Annotated in this window: 12 protein-coding genes; 7 read left to right on the top strand and 5 right to left on the bottom strand. The window is 63.3% G+C overall.

Going from position 1 to position 17,022, the window contains the following annotated elements:
- The 3 genes from D3872_RS07480 to D3872_RS07470 all read left to right on the top strand — a co-directional run.
- A partial coding sequence (locus D3872_RS07480) for an FtsX-like permease family protein (RefSeq protein WP_147373827.1) occupies positions 1 to 1,838 on the top strand: 1,838 nt, incomplete at its 5' end.
- Complete coding sequence (locus D3872_RS07475; RefSeq protein WP_119810182.1) at positions 1,838 to 2,905, top strand: lipocalin-like domain-containing protein; 1,068 nt, start codon at positions 1,838 to 1,840, stop codon at positions 2,903 to 2,905. The genes D3872_RS07480 and D3872_RS07475, both read left to right, overlap by 1 nt.
- Positions 2,906 to 2,934: 29 nt before the next feature.
- Positions 2,935 to 4,755 (top strand): ABC transporter transmembrane domain-containing protein, encoded by a 1,821-nt coding sequence (locus D3872_RS07470; RefSeq protein ID WP_119810181.1) that lies wholly within the window; start codon positions 2,935 to 2,937, stop codon positions 4,753 to 4,755.
- Positions 4,756 to 4,827: 72 nt separating this feature from the next.
- On the opposite strand, the gene D3872_RS07465 is transcribed toward D3872_RS07470, so the two are convergent.
- Entirely contained in the window at positions 4,828 to 5,892 is a 1,065-nt protein-coding gene (locus D3872_RS07465) for an IS4 family transposase (protein WP_182915718.1), read from the bottom strand.
- Positions 5,893 to 6,198: 306 nt separating this feature from the next.
- Between D3872_RS07465 and D3872_RS07460 the strand changes: the two genes are divergently transcribed.
- The 4 genes from D3872_RS07460 (at position 6,199) to D3872_RS07445 (ending at position 11,029) form a co-directional block, all read left to right on the top strand.
- Positions 6,199 to 7,278: a threonine aldolase family protein gene (locus D3872_RS07460; RefSeq protein ID WP_119810189.1), complete on the top strand. Its 1,080-nt coding sequence runs from the start codon at positions 6,199 to 6,201 to the stop codon at positions 7,276 to 7,278.
- A gap of 35 nt (positions 7,279 to 7,313) precedes the next feature.
- Positions 7,314 to 8,108, top strand: coding sequence for a thymidylate synthase (gene thyA / locus D3872_RS07455; protein WP_119810179.1), 795 nt, complete (start codon positions 7,314 to 7,316; stop codon positions 8,106 to 8,108).
- 2 nt (positions 8,109 to 8,110) lie between these two features.
- A complete protein-coding gene (locus tag D3872_RS07450) occupies positions 8,111 to 8,596 on the top strand; it encodes a dihydrofolate reductase (protein ID WP_119810178.1) in 486 nt (161 codons plus the stop codon).
- 180 nt (positions 8,597 to 8,776) lie between these two features.
- Positions 8,777 to 11,029 carry an arginine/lysine/ornithine decarboxylase gene (locus tag D3872_RS07445; RefSeq protein ID WP_119810177.1) on the top strand — a complete coding sequence of 751 codons (2,253 nt, stop codon included), beginning with the start codon at positions 8,777 to 8,779 and terminating at the stop codon, positions 11,027 to 11,029.
- A gap of 49 nt (positions 11,030 to 11,078) precedes the next feature.
- On the opposite strand, the gene ltrA is transcribed toward D3872_RS07445, so the two are convergent.
- From ltrA to D3872_RS07425, 4 genes are all read right to left on the bottom strand, one after another.
- On the bottom strand, positions 11,079 to 12,512 hold the full coding sequence (gene ltrA, locus D3872_RS07440; protein ID WP_220476899.1) for a group II intron reverse transcriptase/maturase: 1,434 nt from the start codon (positions 12,510 to 12,512) through the stop codon (positions 11,079 to 11,081).
- A 614-nt stretch (positions 12,513 to 13,126) separates the two neighbouring features.
- A complete protein-coding gene (gene dcd / locus D3872_RS07435; protein WP_119810176.1) occupies positions 13,127 to 13,693 on the bottom strand; it encodes a dCTP deaminase in 567 nt (188 codons plus the stop codon).
- 95 nt (positions 13,694 to 13,788) lie between these two features.
- Positions 13,789 to 14,586, bottom strand: coding sequence for an alpha/beta hydrolase (locus D3872_RS07430; RefSeq protein ID WP_119810175.1), 798 nt, complete (start codon positions 14,584 to 14,586; stop codon positions 13,789 to 13,791).
- A gap of 47 nt (positions 14,587 to 14,633) precedes the next feature.
- Positions 14,634 to 17,003 carry a DNA internalization-related competence protein ComEC/Rec2 gene (locus D3872_RS07425; protein WP_119810174.1) on the bottom strand — a complete coding sequence of 790 codons (2,370 nt, stop codon included), beginning with the start codon at positions 17,001 to 17,003 and terminating at the stop codon, positions 14,634 to 14,636.
- Between the last annotated feature and the right edge of the window lie 19 nt (positions 17,004 to 17,022).

Genomic DNA, 17,022 nt, shown 5'->3' with positions numbered 1-17,022 from the left:
GGCGCTTCCTGGTCGGCCAGCCCGGCGACGAGGAGCAGGAAAGCCGCACCAACAACATGAGCCGCGCCTACCGCGTGAACCTGACGGTTCTCGCCCTGGTCGCGCTGTTCACCGGCGCCTTCCTCGTGTTTTCGACCCAGGCGCTGGCGGTGGTGCGGCGGCGCGGCCAGTTCGCCCTGCTGCGCGTACTGGGGCTGGAACGCGGGCAGCTCCTGCGCCAGGTACTGCTGGAAGGCGCCAGCCTTGGCGTCATCGGTTCGCTGATCGGCATCGGCGCCGGCTACGCACTGGCTGCGGCGGCGCTGCACTTCTTTGGCGGCGACCTTGGCGCCGGCTACTTCGCCGGTGTACGCCCGAGCGTCGAATTTACCCCACTTGCGGCCGCAGTCTTCTTCACGCTCGGTTTTGGCGTGGCGCTGCTGGGCTGCCTGGCGCCGGCATGGGAAGCCGCACGCGCCGCGCCGGCCGCCGCGCTCAAGTCCGGCGCCGATGAAACCGCGCTCTCGCGGCTAGACCGCGTGTGGCCTTCGCTGGCCTGCCTTGCCATTGCCGCCGCGCTGACACAGGCGCCGCCAGTGATGGAGCTGCCGCTGTTCGGCTACCTGTCGATCGCCCTGCTGCTGGTGGGCGGCATCGGGCTGATGCCGCGACTGGCGCGGGCCCTGTTTGGCGCCTTCAACCGCCGCGCCAGTGCATCGCCGGTACTCGCGCTGGCGCTGGCGCGCCTCGGCAACGCGTCCGGCCAGGCCGCAATCGCCCTGGGCGGCGTGCTGGCCAGCTTCAGCCTGATGGTGGCGATGGCCATCATGGTGTCGAGCTTCCGCGTTTCGCTGGACGAGTGGCTGGTGCAGCTGCTGCCCGCGGACCTGTACGTGCGCACCGGCTCCAGCAGTGCGGCCGGCGCGCTCGGGCCGAAGGAACAGGCCGCGCTGGCCGCTCTGCCGGGCGTTTCCCGGATCGAATTCCAGCGCAGCCGCCAGTTGTCGCTCGACGCCGCGCGGCCGCCGGTCGGCCTGCTGGCCAGGAACATCGACCCGGCCGATCCCGGAAAGGCCATGGTGGTCACTGGGGATGCCGTCACGCCTCCGGCCGGCGCGATGCCGGTGTGGGTATCCGAGGCTATGGTCGACCTGTACGGCGCCATGCCGGGAACCCGCCTCTCGCTGCCGCTGGGTGGCCGCCTGCACGAATTCTTCGTGGCCGGCACCTGGCGCGACTACTCCAGCCAGTCCGGCGCCGTGCAACTGCGCATGTCCGACTACCGCGCGCTGACCGGCGACCGCGAGATCAATGAGGTGGCGCTTTGGCTGCGGGATGGCGGGCAGGCCGCACAACTTGAAGCGCAGATCAAGGCCCTGCCGTTCGGCGACGCGCTGCAATATGCGCAGCCGGGCGAGATCCGCGCCATGAGCCTGACGATCTTCGACCGCAGCTTCGCCGTTACCTACCTGCTGGAAGCGATCGCTATCGCCATCGGCCTGTCCGGCGTGGCGGCAACCTTCTCGGCGCAGACGCTGGCGCGGGAAAAGGAATTCGGCATGCTGCGCCATGTAGGCGTCACGCGCGGCCAGGTGCTGCGCATCCTCGCGCTCGAGGGCGGCGCGCTGACCGCGCTTGGCATCGCCTGCGGCTTCGTGCTGGGACTTGTCATCAGCCTGATCCTCGTCTTCGTGGTCAACCCGCAATCCTTCCACTGGTCGATGCAGCTGCATGTGCCCTGGGGACTCGTGGGCACGGTGGCCGCCGTGCTGCTCGGCGCATCGGTGCTGACGGCGCTGGTGTCGGGCCGGTACGCGCTGTCGGGCGGGCCGATTCGCGCGGTGAGGGAGGATTGGTAATGCGCCTGATGCTCATGCTTCTCCTGCTGCTGGCGCAAACCTGCCATGCCGGCCCGCCCGATTTCGCCCCCGTGAGGCCAGGAAGGCCGCTGGCCTTCCCGCAGGACTACGGGTCGCATCCCGAATTCCGCACCGAGTGGTGGTATGTGACCGGCTGGCTGAAGACCGCCGACGGCAAGCCGCTCGGCTTCCAGGTGACTTTTTTCCGCAGCCGCACCGGGCACGATCCGGCCAACCCAAGTGCGTTCGCGCCCAAGCAGCTGATCATCGGGCACGCGGCGGTGTCCGATCCGGCGCTGGGAAAGCTGGCGCACGACCAGCGCTCCGCGCGCGAGGGTTTCGGCCTGGCGTACGCAAAGACCGGCACCACCGACCTCAAACTGGACGACTGGCGCATGCGGCGCAGCGCCGACGGCAGCTACACCGTCAGCATCAAGACCGGCCAGGTGGCGCTGGAGCTACGGCTGGCGCCGACCCAGCCGGTGCTGGCGCAGGGCGAGCGCGGCTTCTCGCGCAAGGGCCCGGAAGCACGCCACGCCAGCTATTACTACAGCGAGCCGCACCTGAAAGTGAGCGGCACCGTCGGCCACGCGAAGGCTGCGCCACGCGCGGTCGAAGGGACGGCATGGCTCGATCACGAGTGGTCGAGCGAGGCGCTCGATCCCGAGGCCAGCGGGTGGGACTGGCTGGGCGCGAACCTCGACGACGGGTCGGCGCTGATGGCTTTCCAGATAAGAAGCAAGCGAGGTGGTAAACTATGGGGTCATGCGGTACTGCGCGATGCCGCCGGCAAGGTCACGCAATACCCGCCCGACCAGGTTAGTTTCACTCCGCAAGCGCGGTGGAAGTCGCCGCGCACCAATGCCGAATATCCGGTGGCGACGACGCTTGTCACGGGCGGCACCCGCTGGCAGATCAAGCCTTTGCAGAACGACCAGGAACTCGATTCGCGGCAGTCGACCGGCGCCGTGTATTGGGAAGGCGCGGTGACGATCAGCCGCGACGGCGCGCCGGCCGGGCATGGCTACCTTGAACTGACAGGGTATGTCCGGCCAATGAAACTTTAAAAACAGAACAGAACATAAGCACCGACACGATGAGCAAGAGCACCACCAGCAGCACCCAGCCCGATCCACGCACCGCCAAAGGCAGCCTCGCCGCATTCAAGGGCCTGATGCCCTTCCTCCGCCCGTACCGCAAGCAGTTCGTGCTGGCCGCCATTGCGCTGGTGTTCGCGGCCGGCGCCACGCTCGCCATTCCGTACGCCTTCAAGCAGATGATCGACCTCGGGTTCGCGCCAGCGTCCGGCCCCCGCAACATCGACAACGTCAACGCCACCTTCCTCGCGCTGTTCGGCGTGGCGACCGTGCTGGCTGTGGCGACTGCCGCCCGCTTCTACACCGTGTCGTGGCTGGGCGAGCGCGTCACCGCGGACATCCGCGATGCGGTCTACCGCCACGTAGTAACGCAGAGCCCTGAGTTCTTCGAAACCACGCAGACCGGCGAAGTCCTGTCGCGCATCACCACCGACACCACCCTGATCCAAGCGGTGGTCGGCACCAGCGTGTCGGTCGCCCTGCGTAACACCCTGCTGTTCCTGGGCGGCCTCGTCATGCTGTTCGTGACCAGCCCCAAGCTGTCGTCGATCATCCTCGGCCTGCTGGTGCTGGTGGTTGTGCCTATCGTGCTGTTCGGACGCCGCGTTCGCTCGCTGTCGCGCGCATCGCAGGACCGCATTGCCGACGCCTCGGCGATGGCCGGAGAAATCCTGAACGCGATGCCGACCGTGCAGGCCTTCACCCATGAGAAGCTCGAGGCCACGCGCTTCGGCCAACTGGTCGAAGGCGCGTTCGGCACCGCGATGAAGCGCATCCGCGCGCGTTCGCTGCTGACGATGATCGCCATCGTCCTCGTATTCGGCACCATCGTGTTCGTGCTGTGGCTGGGCGCGCACGCAGTGCTGGAAGGCGCGATGACGACCGGCGACCTTGGCCAGTTCGTCCTCTACGCATCGATCGTGGCCGGGTCGATCGGCGCGCTGTCCGAAGTGATGGGCGAAGCCCAGCGCGCCGCCGGCGCGACCGAGCGCCTGATGGAGCTGCTGTCGGTGAAGTCGCCGATCGAGAATCCATCGAAGCCGTTTGCGCTGCCGGCGCGCACCGCCAATGGCGCGGCGCTCGCACTGAACGACGTCACCTTCTCCTATCCGTCCCGTCCTGAAGTGGCGGCGCTCGAGCACCTGTCGCTGTCGATCAAGCCTGGCGAAACGGTCGCCGTGGTCGGGCCTTCCGGCGCCGGCAAGACCACGCTGTTCCAGCTGTTCCTGCGCTTCTACGATCCGCAGGGAGGTTCCATCACGCTCGACTGCGTCGATATTCGCCAGCTGGACCTGCACACACTGCGCGGCGCGATCGGCATCGTCCCGCAGGATACGGTGATCTTCTCGGCCGACGCGATGGAAAACATTCGCTACGGCCGCGCCGACGCCACCGACGAAGAAGTGATCCAGGCCGCGAAGCAGGCTGCCGCCCACGAATTCATCGAACGGCTGCCTGAGGGTTACAAATCCTTCCTGGGCGAGCGCGGCGTGCGCCTGTCGGGCGGGCAGCGTCAACGCATCGCGATTGCGCGCGCGCTGCTGAAGAATCCCCCGCTGCTGCTGCTCGACGAAGCGACGAGCGCGCTGGATGCCGAATCCGAGCGCCTGGTCCAGAGCGCGCTGGAAGCCGCGATGGTCGGCCGCACCACCGTGATCATCGCCCACCGCCTGGCGACGGTACAGCGCGCCGACCGCATCATCGTCATGGAAGACGGCAAGATCGTCGAAACCGGCACGCACGCATCGCTGGTCGCGCTGGGAGGCATCTACGCCAACCTCGCCGCCCTCCAGTTCCACAACGTCCACGTAACGCATTAATTGCTTAAATCGGGGTCAGACCACTATTTTAGAAGGATTGCGAGAATGCTGGTCTGACCCTGAGCCTTCCCCTCATATTTCGTACGTCTCGAGCATGGACCCGAGCTCGTTCAACGCTTCGGCGATTTGACGTCGCGTTAAGAGTGCCGAGCTGTGATATTGCAGCCAGTGGCGCGCTAGCGACAGGATGGATAGGGTGGCAGCCGCTTTCTTGCGACTGCCATAGTGAACAGCGAACCCGTTGCGGCGTACGGCCAAGCCGATCAGCCACAGCGCGAACGCAAGCAGCGATGCGATGAGCAACAAGATGGTGAGTCGATGTGGCTTGCGTGTTTGGCTGCTGCTGAGCCCCATTCCCCATTGGGAGCTTTTGAGGTCGCGGAACGTCTGCTCGATCTGCATGCGGCCCTGGTACAAATTAACAACCGCCTTGGCACTGAGCCTCGACAGGCGTGGCGAAACAGCCAGCAACCACGGCTCCCGTTGCCCTGCGCTCTGCTTCTTACTATGGTGGCTCTGCGATTTTTTCCCGAACACAGTCTTGCATGTGCGCCCTTTGGGTACTCTCTTGATCATCACCAAACGGCATGGCACAGGGTTCGAACGGACGTAATTGAAGCTCCCCAGGTCGCGTGCACGTCCCTTCGTGTCCGCGAAATGCTCTTTGCAACCGCGCCAGTCACTTTTGCCACTGGGGGTCACCATGTCGCGGTTTCGGATGCGTCCTATCCAGGCAAACCCGAGTTGATCGAGCATCTTGAACCACGCGGCGCGAAAGCCGGCATCGGTGATGATCAAGGGCTGACAATGGGCTGGCAGCACCGAGCGTAGCGTCTTCATGAACTCGCGGTGCACCGAAGCCGCACCATACTGCGCGGTGGGGTGTATCTCTTCATAGATGACGATAGCGCGGCCCTTCACAACGACAGCCGCACGCAGCACGTGTTGGCTGATGTCGGCTAACAAATCGGACCAGTCCACGATAATGCTGATCTTCGATTGGCCTTGCAAGACGCGCTGCGCGACTGCGCGAAATATCTCCACGCGTTCGGTCGCCAGATGGGGATTGCTCAACAGCCGATCACAGCGCTTGATGCGATGACGCAATGAGCTCGAGCCTTGCACAGACTTACTCATCTTCAGCAAACCAAGCCCGCCACTCCGCGCCGCCTCAATCATCAAGGCAAGGCAATGCCGGCGTTTGGCGTGTATCGATGGGCATTGATCGGCTAACAAATCTTGTATGATTCGTCCTGCATGCATAGTCTGTTCCTTTCGTTCGCAGTTTGGTCGCTACAAACGAAAGGGTTAACACAGCCATGCATGCGCCGTTTTTGGGATTAGAAGTTAACAGGCATCCAGCCTGTTTACAAGCAATTTTTGAGGGGAAGGCTCAGGGTCTGACCCCGATTTATGAAAGTTTTTGCCGAGAAGGAACCTGAATTGACTGACGCTGAATTGCTGAAACAATGTCATACAGTCCTGCCGGGTCACCGCCCGCGGTCGCCCGCGGAAATGTTCGCGGCCATGGCTGCGTGGTGCGAGGCGAACGATGTCGCCCACGACGTCTATGGCGACGGCGAATTGATCCAGCAGTTCGAACAGAAAGTCGCGGATATCCTCGGCTTCGAGTCGGCCGTATTCTGCATCACCGGGACCATGACCCAGGTGACGGCGCTGCGCCTCGCCTGCGAGGACCGCGGCAGCACACTTGCGGCGCTTCATCCGACCTCGCACATCCTCGTCCACGAGCGCTCGAACTACCAGCTGCTTGGACACTTCCATGCGCTGATGGCCGGGGACCGCCATCGTCCCTTTACCTCAGCTGACCTCGCGGCCATCCCGGACAAGCTCGGCGCCGTGGCGCTCGAAATCCCGATGCGCGAGATCGGCGGCCAGGCCCCGTCGTGGGACGAACTGGAGGCGATCAAGCAGCATTGCCGCGAACGCGGCGCCCACCTGCACATGGACGGCGCGCGCTTGTGGGAGGCCGCCACCGCCTACGGCCGCACGCCAAAGGAGATCGCTGCCGGCTTCGATTCGGTCTATGTGTCGCTGTACAAAGGCATCGGCGGCCTCGGTGGCGCGATGCTTGCCGGTAGCCGCAAGTTCACCGCCCGCGCGGCCGAGTGGTTCCGCCGCGAAGGCGGCAACGTGATCCACCGTTCGCCCTACGTCATCGCGGCAGCGATGCAGTTCGACGAACGCCTGGCTGCGATGCCTTCCTACTTCCGCCGCACCGAATGGCTGTATGAAGTCCTGCGCGACTTCCCATCGATCCGCGTCAATCCGGCGCAGCCGCAGGCGAACATGCTCCACCTGCACCTGCCGGTGTCGTGCGAGCGCGCGCTGGAGATCCGCAACGATGTCGCGCGCGACCACAAGACATGGCTGTTCGGCCGCGCCTTCCATGGCGCCCTGCCCGACACCAGCGTCATCGAGCTGTATGTCGGCGACAATTTGCTCGACATGGCGGACGCCGACGTGCGGCAGGCCCTCGCCCTGCTGGCAAGCGCGCTCTGAGTTACAATCACGCCCTTACCCGAACGAGTCCCACGATGCGCCAATACCTTGATTTCATGCGCCATGTCCGCGACCATGGCACCGAGAAAACCGACCGTACCGGCACCGGCACGCGCTCCGTTTTCGGCTACCAGATGCGCTTCAACCTGCAGGAAGGCTTCCCGCTCCTGACCACCAAGAAGGTGCACCTGAAGTCGATCATCCATGAACTGATCTGGTTCCTCAACGGTTCGACCAACATCGCCTACCTCAAGGAGAACGGCGTCTCGATCTGGGACGAATGGGCCGACGAAAACGGCGACCTGGGCCCGATCTACGGCTACCAGTGGCGCAACTGGCCGACTCCGGACGGCGGCCACGTCGACCAGATCTCGCAGGTGCTCGACCAGATCAGGAACACTCCGGACTCGCGCCGCATGATGGTCTCGGCCTGGAACGTGGGCGACATCCCGCAAATGAAGCTGCCGCCCTGCCACGCGCTGTTCCAGTTCTACGTCGCCGACGGCAAGCTGTCGTGCCAGCTGTACCAGCGCAGCGCCGACATCTTCCTCGGCGTGCCGTTCAATATCGCGTCGTACGCGATCCTGACCCACATGATGGCCCAGCAGGCCGGCCTGGAAGTGGGCGACTTCGTCTGGACCGGCGGCGACTGCCACCTGTATTCGAACCACATGGAGCAGGTCGACCTGCAGCTGTCGCGCACACCTGGCGCCCTGCCCCAGCTGGTATTCAACCGCAAGCCCGACTCGCTGTTCGACTACAAGTTCGAAGACTTCGAAGTGCGCGGCTACGAGCCGCAGGCGGCGATCAAAGCGCCGGTGGCGGTATGAGCATGACCCAGCTGACCCTCGTCGTCGCCATCGACGCCCAGCGCGGCATCGGCGTGAACAACCAACTGCCGTGGCACCTGCCGGAAGACCTGGCGCACTTCAAGCGCGTCACGCTCGGCCACCCGATCATCATGGGCCGCAAGACCTTCGACTCCATCGGCCGCCCGCTGCCGAAGCGCCGCAACATCGTCATCACGCGCAACGCCGGCTGGACGCATGAAGGCGTCGATGTCGTGAATTCGCTGGAGGCGGCCATCGCGCTGGTCGGCGAAGAGCCGGCATCGATCATCGGCGGCGCCCAGATCTTCGCCGAGGCGCTGCCGCTGGCCGACCGCATGATCGTCACCGAGATCGCGCACACCTTCGCCTGCGACACATTCTTCCCCGAGCCGCCCGCCGGCGCATGGAAGGAAACCGCCCGCGAAACCCACCATTCCGACACCAACGGCTTCGATTTTGCCTACGTGACGTACGAGCGGGCGACCTGACTTATTTCCAGAAATGCAAGAGTGCGACAAACTCTTCCGCTAGTGCTTACTCTTACAAAAGTTTTTCACCGGATTGCGGACATTTCTGCGAAAATCCGCATCTAATTTTTTCGGTGCCGTGAGCGACGTTCCGCATTCCTGCGGTAACAGCCCTCGCGGCGCTTCGCTTTGGAGCCCTCCATGAAATTTCGCTTCCCCATCGTCATCATCGACGAGGATTTTCGTTCCGAGAATACGTCCGGCCTCGGCATCCGCGCGCTCGCCGCTGCCATGGAAAAAGAAGGCATGGAGGTGCTTGGCCTGACCAGCTACGGCGACCTGTCGCAGTTCGCGCAGCAGCAGTCGCGCGCCTCGGCCTTCGTGCTCTCGATCGACGATGAGGAATTCGGCGAAGGTTCGATCGAGGAGACCAACTTCGCGCTGACGGCGCTGCGCGCCTTCGTGCAGGAGATCCGCCACAAGAACGCGGACATCCCTATCTACATCTACGGTGAAACGCGCACCTCGCGCCACATCCCGAACGACATCCTGCGCGAACTGCACGGCTTCATCCACATGTTCGAGGACACGCCGGAATTCGTCGCGCGCCACATCATCCGCGAAGCGAAGTCCTACCTGGACAGCCTGGCGCCGCCGTTTTTCCGCGCGCTGGTCAACTACGCCAACGACGGCTCCTACTCATGGCACTGCCCTGGCCACTCGGGCGGCGTGGCTTTCCTGAAGTCGCCGATCGGCCAGATGTTCCACCAGTTCTTCGGCGAGAACATGCTGCGCGCCGACGTCTGCAATGCGGTCGAGGAACTCGGCCAGCTGCTGGACCACACCGGCCCTGTCGCCAAGTCGGAGCGCAATGCCGCCCGCATCTTCAACGCCGACCACTGCTACTTCGTCACCAACGGCACCTCGACCTCGAACAAGATGGTCTGGCATTCGACGGTCGCACCTGGCGACATCGTCGTGGTGGACCGCAATTGCCACAAGTCGATCCTGCACTCGATCATCATGTGCGGCGCGATCCCCGTATTCCTGATGCCGACCCGGAACCACCTCGGCATCATCGGCCCGATCCCGCTGGAAGAGTTCACGCCAGAGTCGATCGCCCGCAAGATCGAGGCGAACCCATTCGCGCGCGAAGCCGTCAACAAGAAGCCGCGCATCCTGACCATCACCCAGTCGACCTACGACGGCGTGGTGTACAACGTCGAGACCCTGCGCGAAATGTTGGACGGTAAGATCGACACCCTGCACTTCGACGAAGCATGGCTGCCGCACGCCACCTTCCACGACTTCTACAAGAACATGCACGCGATCGGCCGCGACCGCCCGCGCGCCAAGGAGTCGATGATCTTCTCGACCCAGTCGACCCACAAGCTGCTGGCCGGCCTGTCGCAGGCGTCGCAGGTGCTGGTGCGCGAGTCCGAGTCCGTCAAGCTGGACCAGGACGCGTTCAACGAGGCCTACCTGATGCACACCTCGACCTCGCCGCAATACTCGATCATCGCGTCGTGCGACGTCGCCGCGGCGATGATGGAAGCGCCAGGCGGCACCGCGCTGGTGGAAGAGTCGATCTTCGAAGCGCTGGACTTCCGCCGCGCGATGAAGAAGGTAGACGAAGAATTCGGAAACGACTGGTGGTTCAAGGTCTGGGGCCCGGACACCTTCAGCGAAGAAGGCATCGGCACGCAGGAAGACTGGATGATCCGCGCCGAGGACGACTGGCACGGCTTCGGCAAGCTGGCTCCCGGCTTCAACATGCTCGACCCGATCAAGGCAACCGTCGTCACGCCGGGCCTGTCGCTGGACGGCCAGTTCGGCGACACCGGCATCCCTGCGTCCATCGTCACCAAATACCTGGCGGAGCACGGCGTCATCATCGAGAAGTGCGGGCTGTACTCGTTCTTCATCATGTTCACGATCGGCATCACCAAGGGCCGCTGGAACACGCTGGTGACGGCGCTGCAGCAGTTCAAGGACGACTACGACAAGAACCAGCCGATGTGGCGCATCCTGCCGGAGTTCGCGGCAGCGAACCCGCGCTACGAGACCTGGGGACTGCGCGACCTGTGCCAGTCGATCCACGACTTCTACAAGAAGTCCGACGTGGCGCGCCTGACCACCGAAATGTACCTGTCGGACATGATCCCGGCGATGAAGCCGTCCGACGCGTTTGCCAAGATGGCGCACCGCGAAATCGAGCGCGTGGCGATCGAAAACCTGGAAGGCCGCATCACCGCGATCCTGCTGACGCCATACCCGCCGGGCATCCCGCTCCTGATCCCGGGCGAGCGCTTCAACAAGACCATCGTCGACTACCTGCGCTTCGCACGCGACTTCAACGAGCGCTTCCCCGGCTTCGAAACCGACGTGCACGGCCTGGTCAAGCGCGAAGTGGACGGCAAGATGGGTTACTTCGTGGACTGCGTCAAGCAGTAACGTCAAATCGACGGCGGCGGGTGGTGTAGCAGGATAGGGGTAGGGATGATCAGATCACCCCTCCCTCCGAACCGTACGTGCGGTTTTCCCGCATACGGCTCTCCATTTGAGAATTTCCACATCGGGGTTGGCTCGCTGCGGCCCGAGCTTCGTAAAGGGTGAACAGCCCGAGATTTGCGAAGTAGGTTTTCGGCCAGCGTTGACTGATGGCTTTACTCCTGTGGTAGTACCCCAGCTTGTTATGTTTGCACAAGATTGACCGCAGGCGACGTCGCACAAATCCGTCCAAGTTGGCAAATATGCCTCCCTTCGCATGTTTGAAGTAGCCAAGCCAGCCCTTCAACATGGGATTGAGGCGATCCACCAAGTATTTCAGGCTCTGACCACAGTTGCGGCGCGTCAGGGCTCTGACTTTGTCGCGGAATGCGTTGATGCTTTTGCGTCGGATGTTTCGGTGGCCTGCTTCGAATCGGTAACCAAGGAAGTCGAATCCTTGCCCGCGCTCCATACAGTTTCCATTATGTGTTTTGTCAGGATGCAGCGTCAACTGATGAACTTGCACCCATTCTGTGACACGCGCTAATGCTGCCTGCGCCTGCTCCTGGCTTTCGCACAACACGACGAAGTCGTCGGCATAGCGAACCATTTTGTAGCCTGCATTTGCCATTTCTTGATCGAGGTCGTGCAGATACACATTGGCGAGTAACGGGCTGATCACCGCTCCCTGTGGCGAACCCATCGTGGGCACCCAGTGACTTAGTTGTGCAACAATTTCTTGCTGAAGATACCGTTCAATGAGATGCAGTACCTTGCCGTCCGCTATGCGCCTTTTGAGCTTCTCCATCAGCATCTCGTGGGAGATGGTGTCAAAGTAGCTTTTGAGGTCGGCATCGACCACCCAGACCCGGCCAGCATTGAGTAGCTTCTGGACTTCGCGCAGGGCGTCTTTGCAACCGCGTTGCGGTCGGAATCCATAGCTACTGTCCAGAAATTCGCGTTCGAACACGGGTTCGAGGACGAGTTTGAGGGCTGTTTGTGCTATCCGATCCTTTACCGTCGGGATGCCCAGAGGACGTTCGCCGCCTCCTGCCTTGGCGATGGTGACTCTGCGTATCGCTTGCGGTTCATAGCTGCCAGATCGTATCGCCTGACTCAGTTCAGTCAGATAACGCTGCGAATTGGCGGCAAAGATTCCCACACTCATTTGATCCACTCCACATGCGCCGGCGTTGGCTTGCACACGTTGCCAAGCCGCTGCCAGCGTCTTTGGCGCGTAGACCTTGTCCATCAGACTGAACCATTTACCTCCTTTGACTCCGTTACCCAGAGCCGCCAACATGGCCTCCGTCCAGACGCAACCTTCCACCCAGGTCCAGCTCTCGGGGCTGCTGCCGCTTTCGCTGATCCGGCCTTCTGCTTCTTGTTTAGTCGTTGCCGACACTAACGAAGCTCGTTTCCATGGTTCCATATGGCCTTCGTCCATCTCTCTTCCTACCTCCCATCCCTAGATGCGGTTTTGCTAGCCGCATTTCTCGTCCACCTTGGGCGTTTCTGCGCCGGGCTTCTCGCGGTACGATGAAGGTTCTGACTGCTGCCTCGCTTCACCTGCGGTGGCAGCTCTCTCTGCTTATCTCGCCTAGCCTTCCTGTCATTCCGCTCCCAACCACTTGGTGTGCCGATGAGTCGCTTTCACCGTTATCGATAGCGCTCACCGTGGTTTCTCAGACTTCGCCATGAAATCGCAGGCTCGTCGCGGCACCCTGCCGAATCGGATTCGTTTTACTACGGACTGACCATTCGCCTTCGGTTGCTCTCCACACCGCCTCGCGGCGACGCAGTTACCTTCGGCTTCAAAGGCGATAACCTCCTTTGACATGGACTTGCACCATGCTGACTACGCGCCTTCACAGACGCACGGGTTCGAATCGCATGCGATTCGCCTGCGGAACGGTATCCGCTTACAAGCGGATACTCCTCTGCGCTACGCGCTTACCCGCCCTACGGGTATGTTGCAGGAGACCCGTAGGGCGGACAAGCGAAGCGCCTCCGCCGAATTTCGTCACCCCAAAAAAAAGAACCTCGCGGTTCTTTTTTTATTTACGCCTTCGGCAGCGTTACTCCACTCTGCCCCTGGTACTTCCCGCCGCGGTCCCTGTACGAGGTTTCGCACACTTCATCGCTCTCGAAGAACAAGACCTGCGCGCAGCCTTCGCCCGCATAGATCTTTGCCGGCAGCGGGGTCGTATTGGAGAACTCCAGCGTCACGTACCCTTCCCATTCCGGCTCGAACGGTGTGACGTTGACGATAATCCCGCAGCGCGCATAGGTCGATTTGCCCAGGCAAACCGTCAGCACGTTACGCGGAATCCGGAAGTACTCGATGGTGCGCGCCAGCGCGAACGAATTCGGTGGGATGATGCACACGTCGCTCTTGATATCGACGAAGGAGTTCGAGTCGAAGTTCTTCGGATCGACGATGGTGCTGTTAATGTTGGTGAACACCTTGAACTCGTCCGCGCAGCGGATATCGTAGCCGTACGACGAAGTGCCGTACGAAATGATGCGGCGGCCTTCTTCTTCACGCACCTGGCCAGGTGAAAACGGTTCGATCATGCCGGTGGATTCAGCCATGCGGCGGATCCATTTATCGCTCTTGATAGTCATCTCGGGGTTTCTGGTAAGTAGATTGCAGGGAAAGCTGATTGCCCGGACCGGCGCAACGGAATTCCCTGATTTTACGCGAAAACCGCCCCCGGACTCTAGTCCTTGCCGAGGAGCCTGAAGATCATTTCGCGCGTCAGCCTGGCGGTCAGCGCGGGCGACTCCATCGGGAACAGGTGTCCGCCCTCGATTTCGACAAAATTGTCGCCCACCAGGCTGCGCGTGGCGCTGCGCCCTGCCTGCTGCAGTTCGAACGAGGTGGTACCGGCCACGAAGCCGATCGGCACCGGGAATGGCTCACTGAGGATGCTGCCCATATGGTGCGGCAGTGCGTTGTAGATGTCGGTCTCCACGTCGCGCGAGAAGCGCAGCGTCACGCCCTCGGGATGCGGCACCAGCCCGTGTTCAAGATAGTCGTCCAGCACGCCGGGCGCCCACGCCGCAAACACGTCCTTGGAAATGAAGTGCTCATAGGCGGCGCCGCGGTTAGGCCACACCGTGCGGCGCTTGCGCGAGAATCGGGCTGGCGAAAAGCGGTCGGCATGGCCGAGTTTTTTCACCACGCGCCACATCCAGGCGCGCCATCCAGCCACCACCGGCGAATCGAGCATGACAACGCAGCGCACCAGGTCCGGGCGCTGCTTGGCCGCCATCATGCTCAGCATCCCGCCGAGCGAGTGGCCGACCAGGATCGCCGGCTCGTGGTAACTTTCCAGCGTGACGATCAGTTCCGCAACCAGTTCCGGCCAGCCGTCCGTGACCGGATAGCGCGGGTCGTGGCCGTGCATGTCGACCGCGCGCACGTCAAAATCGGCGCGCAGGTAGTCGAAGAACTGGCGGTAGGCTCCGGCGGGATAGCTGTTGCCGTGGCTGAAGTGCAGCAAGGGTTTGGTCATGTGTGGAATTGTAATGCGATTGCCATGCCCCGGTTAGAAGGAACAATCTACTCGCCGCGGCCCGGATACCAGTAGCGGGCGTGCGCGCGGCGGTAAGCTTCCACCGTCAGCGCCTGGCCGAACTTCAATGTAATGGCACCCGTCTCGTCGGTCCGCAGCCGTTCGATACCCATGCCTTTGTAGCGCTCGATCACTTCCCGCTTGGGGTGGCGGTAGCGGTTGCGGTAGCCGACCTGGAACAGCGCCACCGACGGCCTCACCGCTTCGAGGAAGGCCATCGTGGACGAGGTTCCGCTGCCGTGATGGGGCGCCAGCAGCACCGTTGCCGGCAGGCGTGCGCGCATGCCGCCATTAAGAAGCTCGGCTTCCTGGGCCGCCTCGATGTCCCCGGCAAGCAGGACTGAATGGCCGCGCGCCGTGATGCGCAGGGTGCAGCCGCGCGCGTTGGACTTGAGAGTCTTGTCGGCATAGCTTGCGGGCGAAGGATGCAGCATCTCGAACTTGACGCCATCCCATTCCCAGCCCTGCCCGGCCACGCAGCGGCGATGTACGGGGGCTGCCTTGACGATAGCGTGATCTTCCCATAGCGACGACAGCACCCAGCCGGCACGCACCGCGTCCAGAACGGCCAGCGCGCCGCCGGCGTGGTCGACGTCGCTGTGGCTCACGACAATGCCGTCCAGCCGGCCAATGCCGCGCGCCCGCAAGTACGGTGCGATGATGCGGTTGCCGCCGTTCGATTCCGGCGAATAGTATGGGCCGGTGTCGTAGAGCAGCCGGTGGCTGCGCGTTTCCACCAGCAGCGCCATGCCCTGGCCGACGTCGAACGCCGTCAGGTGCATGTCCCCCTCCGCGGGATGCGTTGGAAGGTTGGCAAGCAAGGGAAGCCAGCCCGCCATGCCGGTCCAGCGCACCGGCCAGCCGCGCGGCGCCAACATCCATACAGTGCCGATCACCGCGAAGCACAGCATCCACGCGTCCGGCGCCGGCGCTGTCCAGACCGCGAAGCGCAAGTCGCCCAGCCATCCAAGGAACAAGGCCAACGCTTCCATCGCGAAGTGGGCGGCGCCGAGCAGGATGTTGGAGATGGGCGCCGGCGCCAAGCTTCCGGCCAGCGACAGCGGCGTGACGACAAAGCTAACCACCGGTATCGCCACCGCATTTGCCACCGGACTGACGATGGAGACCTGCGAAAAGAGTAGCATTGTCAGCGGCACCAGGCCGATCGTCACCACGTATTGCGTATGGGCGCCGAGGCGCAGCGCCGCCTTGACGCGGCCTTCGCGCGGCTTGATGCGGCCCACGGTGGCATACAGGATCACCCCGACGGCGCCGAACGACAGCCAGAATCCCGGCGCCAGCACCGACCACGGGTCGAGCAGCACGACGATGCCGAGCGCGCTGCACAGCACATGCGACACGTTCGTGATGCGGCCGAACCAGAGCGCCGCCGCCACCACGGCCAGCATGTACAGCGTGCGCTGCGCCGGTATGCCGAAACCCGCCAGCAGCACGTACAGCAGGCCGACGCCAGCACCCGCGAGCGCCGCGACTTTCTGGGCCGGGAGGATCAGCGGCAGCTGCGCCCGCGTAAACAAAGACCGCCGCCACAAGGCCGAGGCCATAGAAGCGAACAATCCGGCCACCATCGTGATGTGCAGGCCTGAAATCGACACGAGGTGGCTGACGCCGGTGCGGTTGAAGACCTTCCAGTCCGACTGGGCGATTGCGCGCTGGTCGCCGATCACCAGGGCGACGATGACGCCTGCGTACTCTTTCCCGGCAAGCGCGGAACGGATACGGGTGCGCAGCGCTGCCCGCGTGCGCTCCACCACCGTGCTGAAGCCCGGCACAAAGGCACCGATGCGCCGGTTTCCCGCGCCTGCGGGCCGGACGTACCCTGTCGCGCGTACGCCCTGTTCCAGCAGCCAGGCCTCGTAATCGAAACCGTGAGGGTTGGCGTTCCCGTGCGGCCGCTGCAGGCGAACGGTGAGCTGCCACCGTTCGCCCGGCTGGACATTTCCGGCCTGCTGCTCCGAATCGCGGAAGCCGGTGTACCACGCCAGCGCTATGCGCGGCGGCACCGCGGCCCGTGCACCGGTTGCCTGTTCCACCCTGAACTGGAAGCGCACGCCCTGGTCAAAATTGTACGGGAGGCTGTCGATGACTCCGATGACCATCAGGTCGCGGCCTTCATCCGCTGCGGACAGCGTGGGAGCCAGCGCCAGCTGGCCGAGCCAGGCTGCCCAGCAGAAGCCAAGGAATGCGCCGCCAAGAGCGGACAGCGCGGCTCGCCGAAGGAGCAACAGCAGGATCCCGGCAGCCACAAGGCAAACGACCAGCGTACCGGATGGCAGTTCGGCCCGGATCTGCAGGCCGGCCACGCCAACGACGAATCCAAGGATCAGGCAGCGCATTGTCAGTCACGGGGAACAA

Source organism: Massilia cavernae, assembly GCF_003590855.1.
Classification (GTDB): Bacteria; Pseudomonadota; Gammaproteobacteria; order Burkholderiales; family Burkholderiaceae_D; genus Telluria_A; species Telluria_A cavernae.
This window is presented reverse-complemented; position numbering and strand designations above follow the sequence as displayed.

Excerpts from the sequence above, each read along its gene's own strand:
- D3872_RS07475 (WP_119810182.1), top strand. The coding sequence starts at position 1,838 with ATGCGCCTGATGCTCATGCTTCTCCTGCTGCTGGCGCAAACCTGCCAT.
- D3872_RS07470 (WP_119810181.1), top strand. The coding sequence starts at position 2,935 with ATGAGCAAGAGCACCACCAGCAGCACCCAGCCCGATCCACGCACCGCC.
- D3872_RS07465 (WP_182915718.1), bottom strand. The coding sequence starts at position 5,892 with ATGAGTAAGTCTGTGCAAGGCTCGAGCTCATTGCGTCATCGCATCAAG.
- thyA (WP_119810179.1), top strand. The coding sequence starts at position 7,314 with ATGCGCCAATACCTTGATTTCATGCGCCATGTCCGCGACCATGGCACC.
- D3872_RS07450 (WP_119810178.1), top strand. The coding sequence starts at position 8,111 with ATGACCCAGCTGACCCTCGTCGTCGCCATCGACGCCCAGCGCGGCATC.
- D3872_RS07445 (WP_119810177.1), top strand. The coding sequence starts at position 8,777 with ATGAAATTTCGCTTCCCCATCGTCATCATCGACGAGGATTTTCGTTCC.
- ltrA (WP_220476899.1), bottom strand. The coding sequence starts at position 12,512 with ATGGACGAAGGCCATATGGAACCATGGAAACGAGCTTCGTTAGTGTCG.
- dcd (WP_119810176.1), bottom strand. The coding sequence starts at position 13,693 with ATGACTATCAAGAGCGATAAATGGATCCGCCGCATGGCTGAATCCACC.
- D3872_RS07430 (WP_119810175.1), bottom strand. The coding sequence starts at position 14,586 with ATGACCAAACCCTTGCTGCACTTCAGCCACGGCAACAGCTATCCCGCC.
- D3872_RS07425 (WP_119810174.1), bottom strand. The coding sequence starts at position 17,003 with ATGCGCTGCCTGATCCTTGGATTCGTCGTTGGCGTGGCCGGCCTGCAG.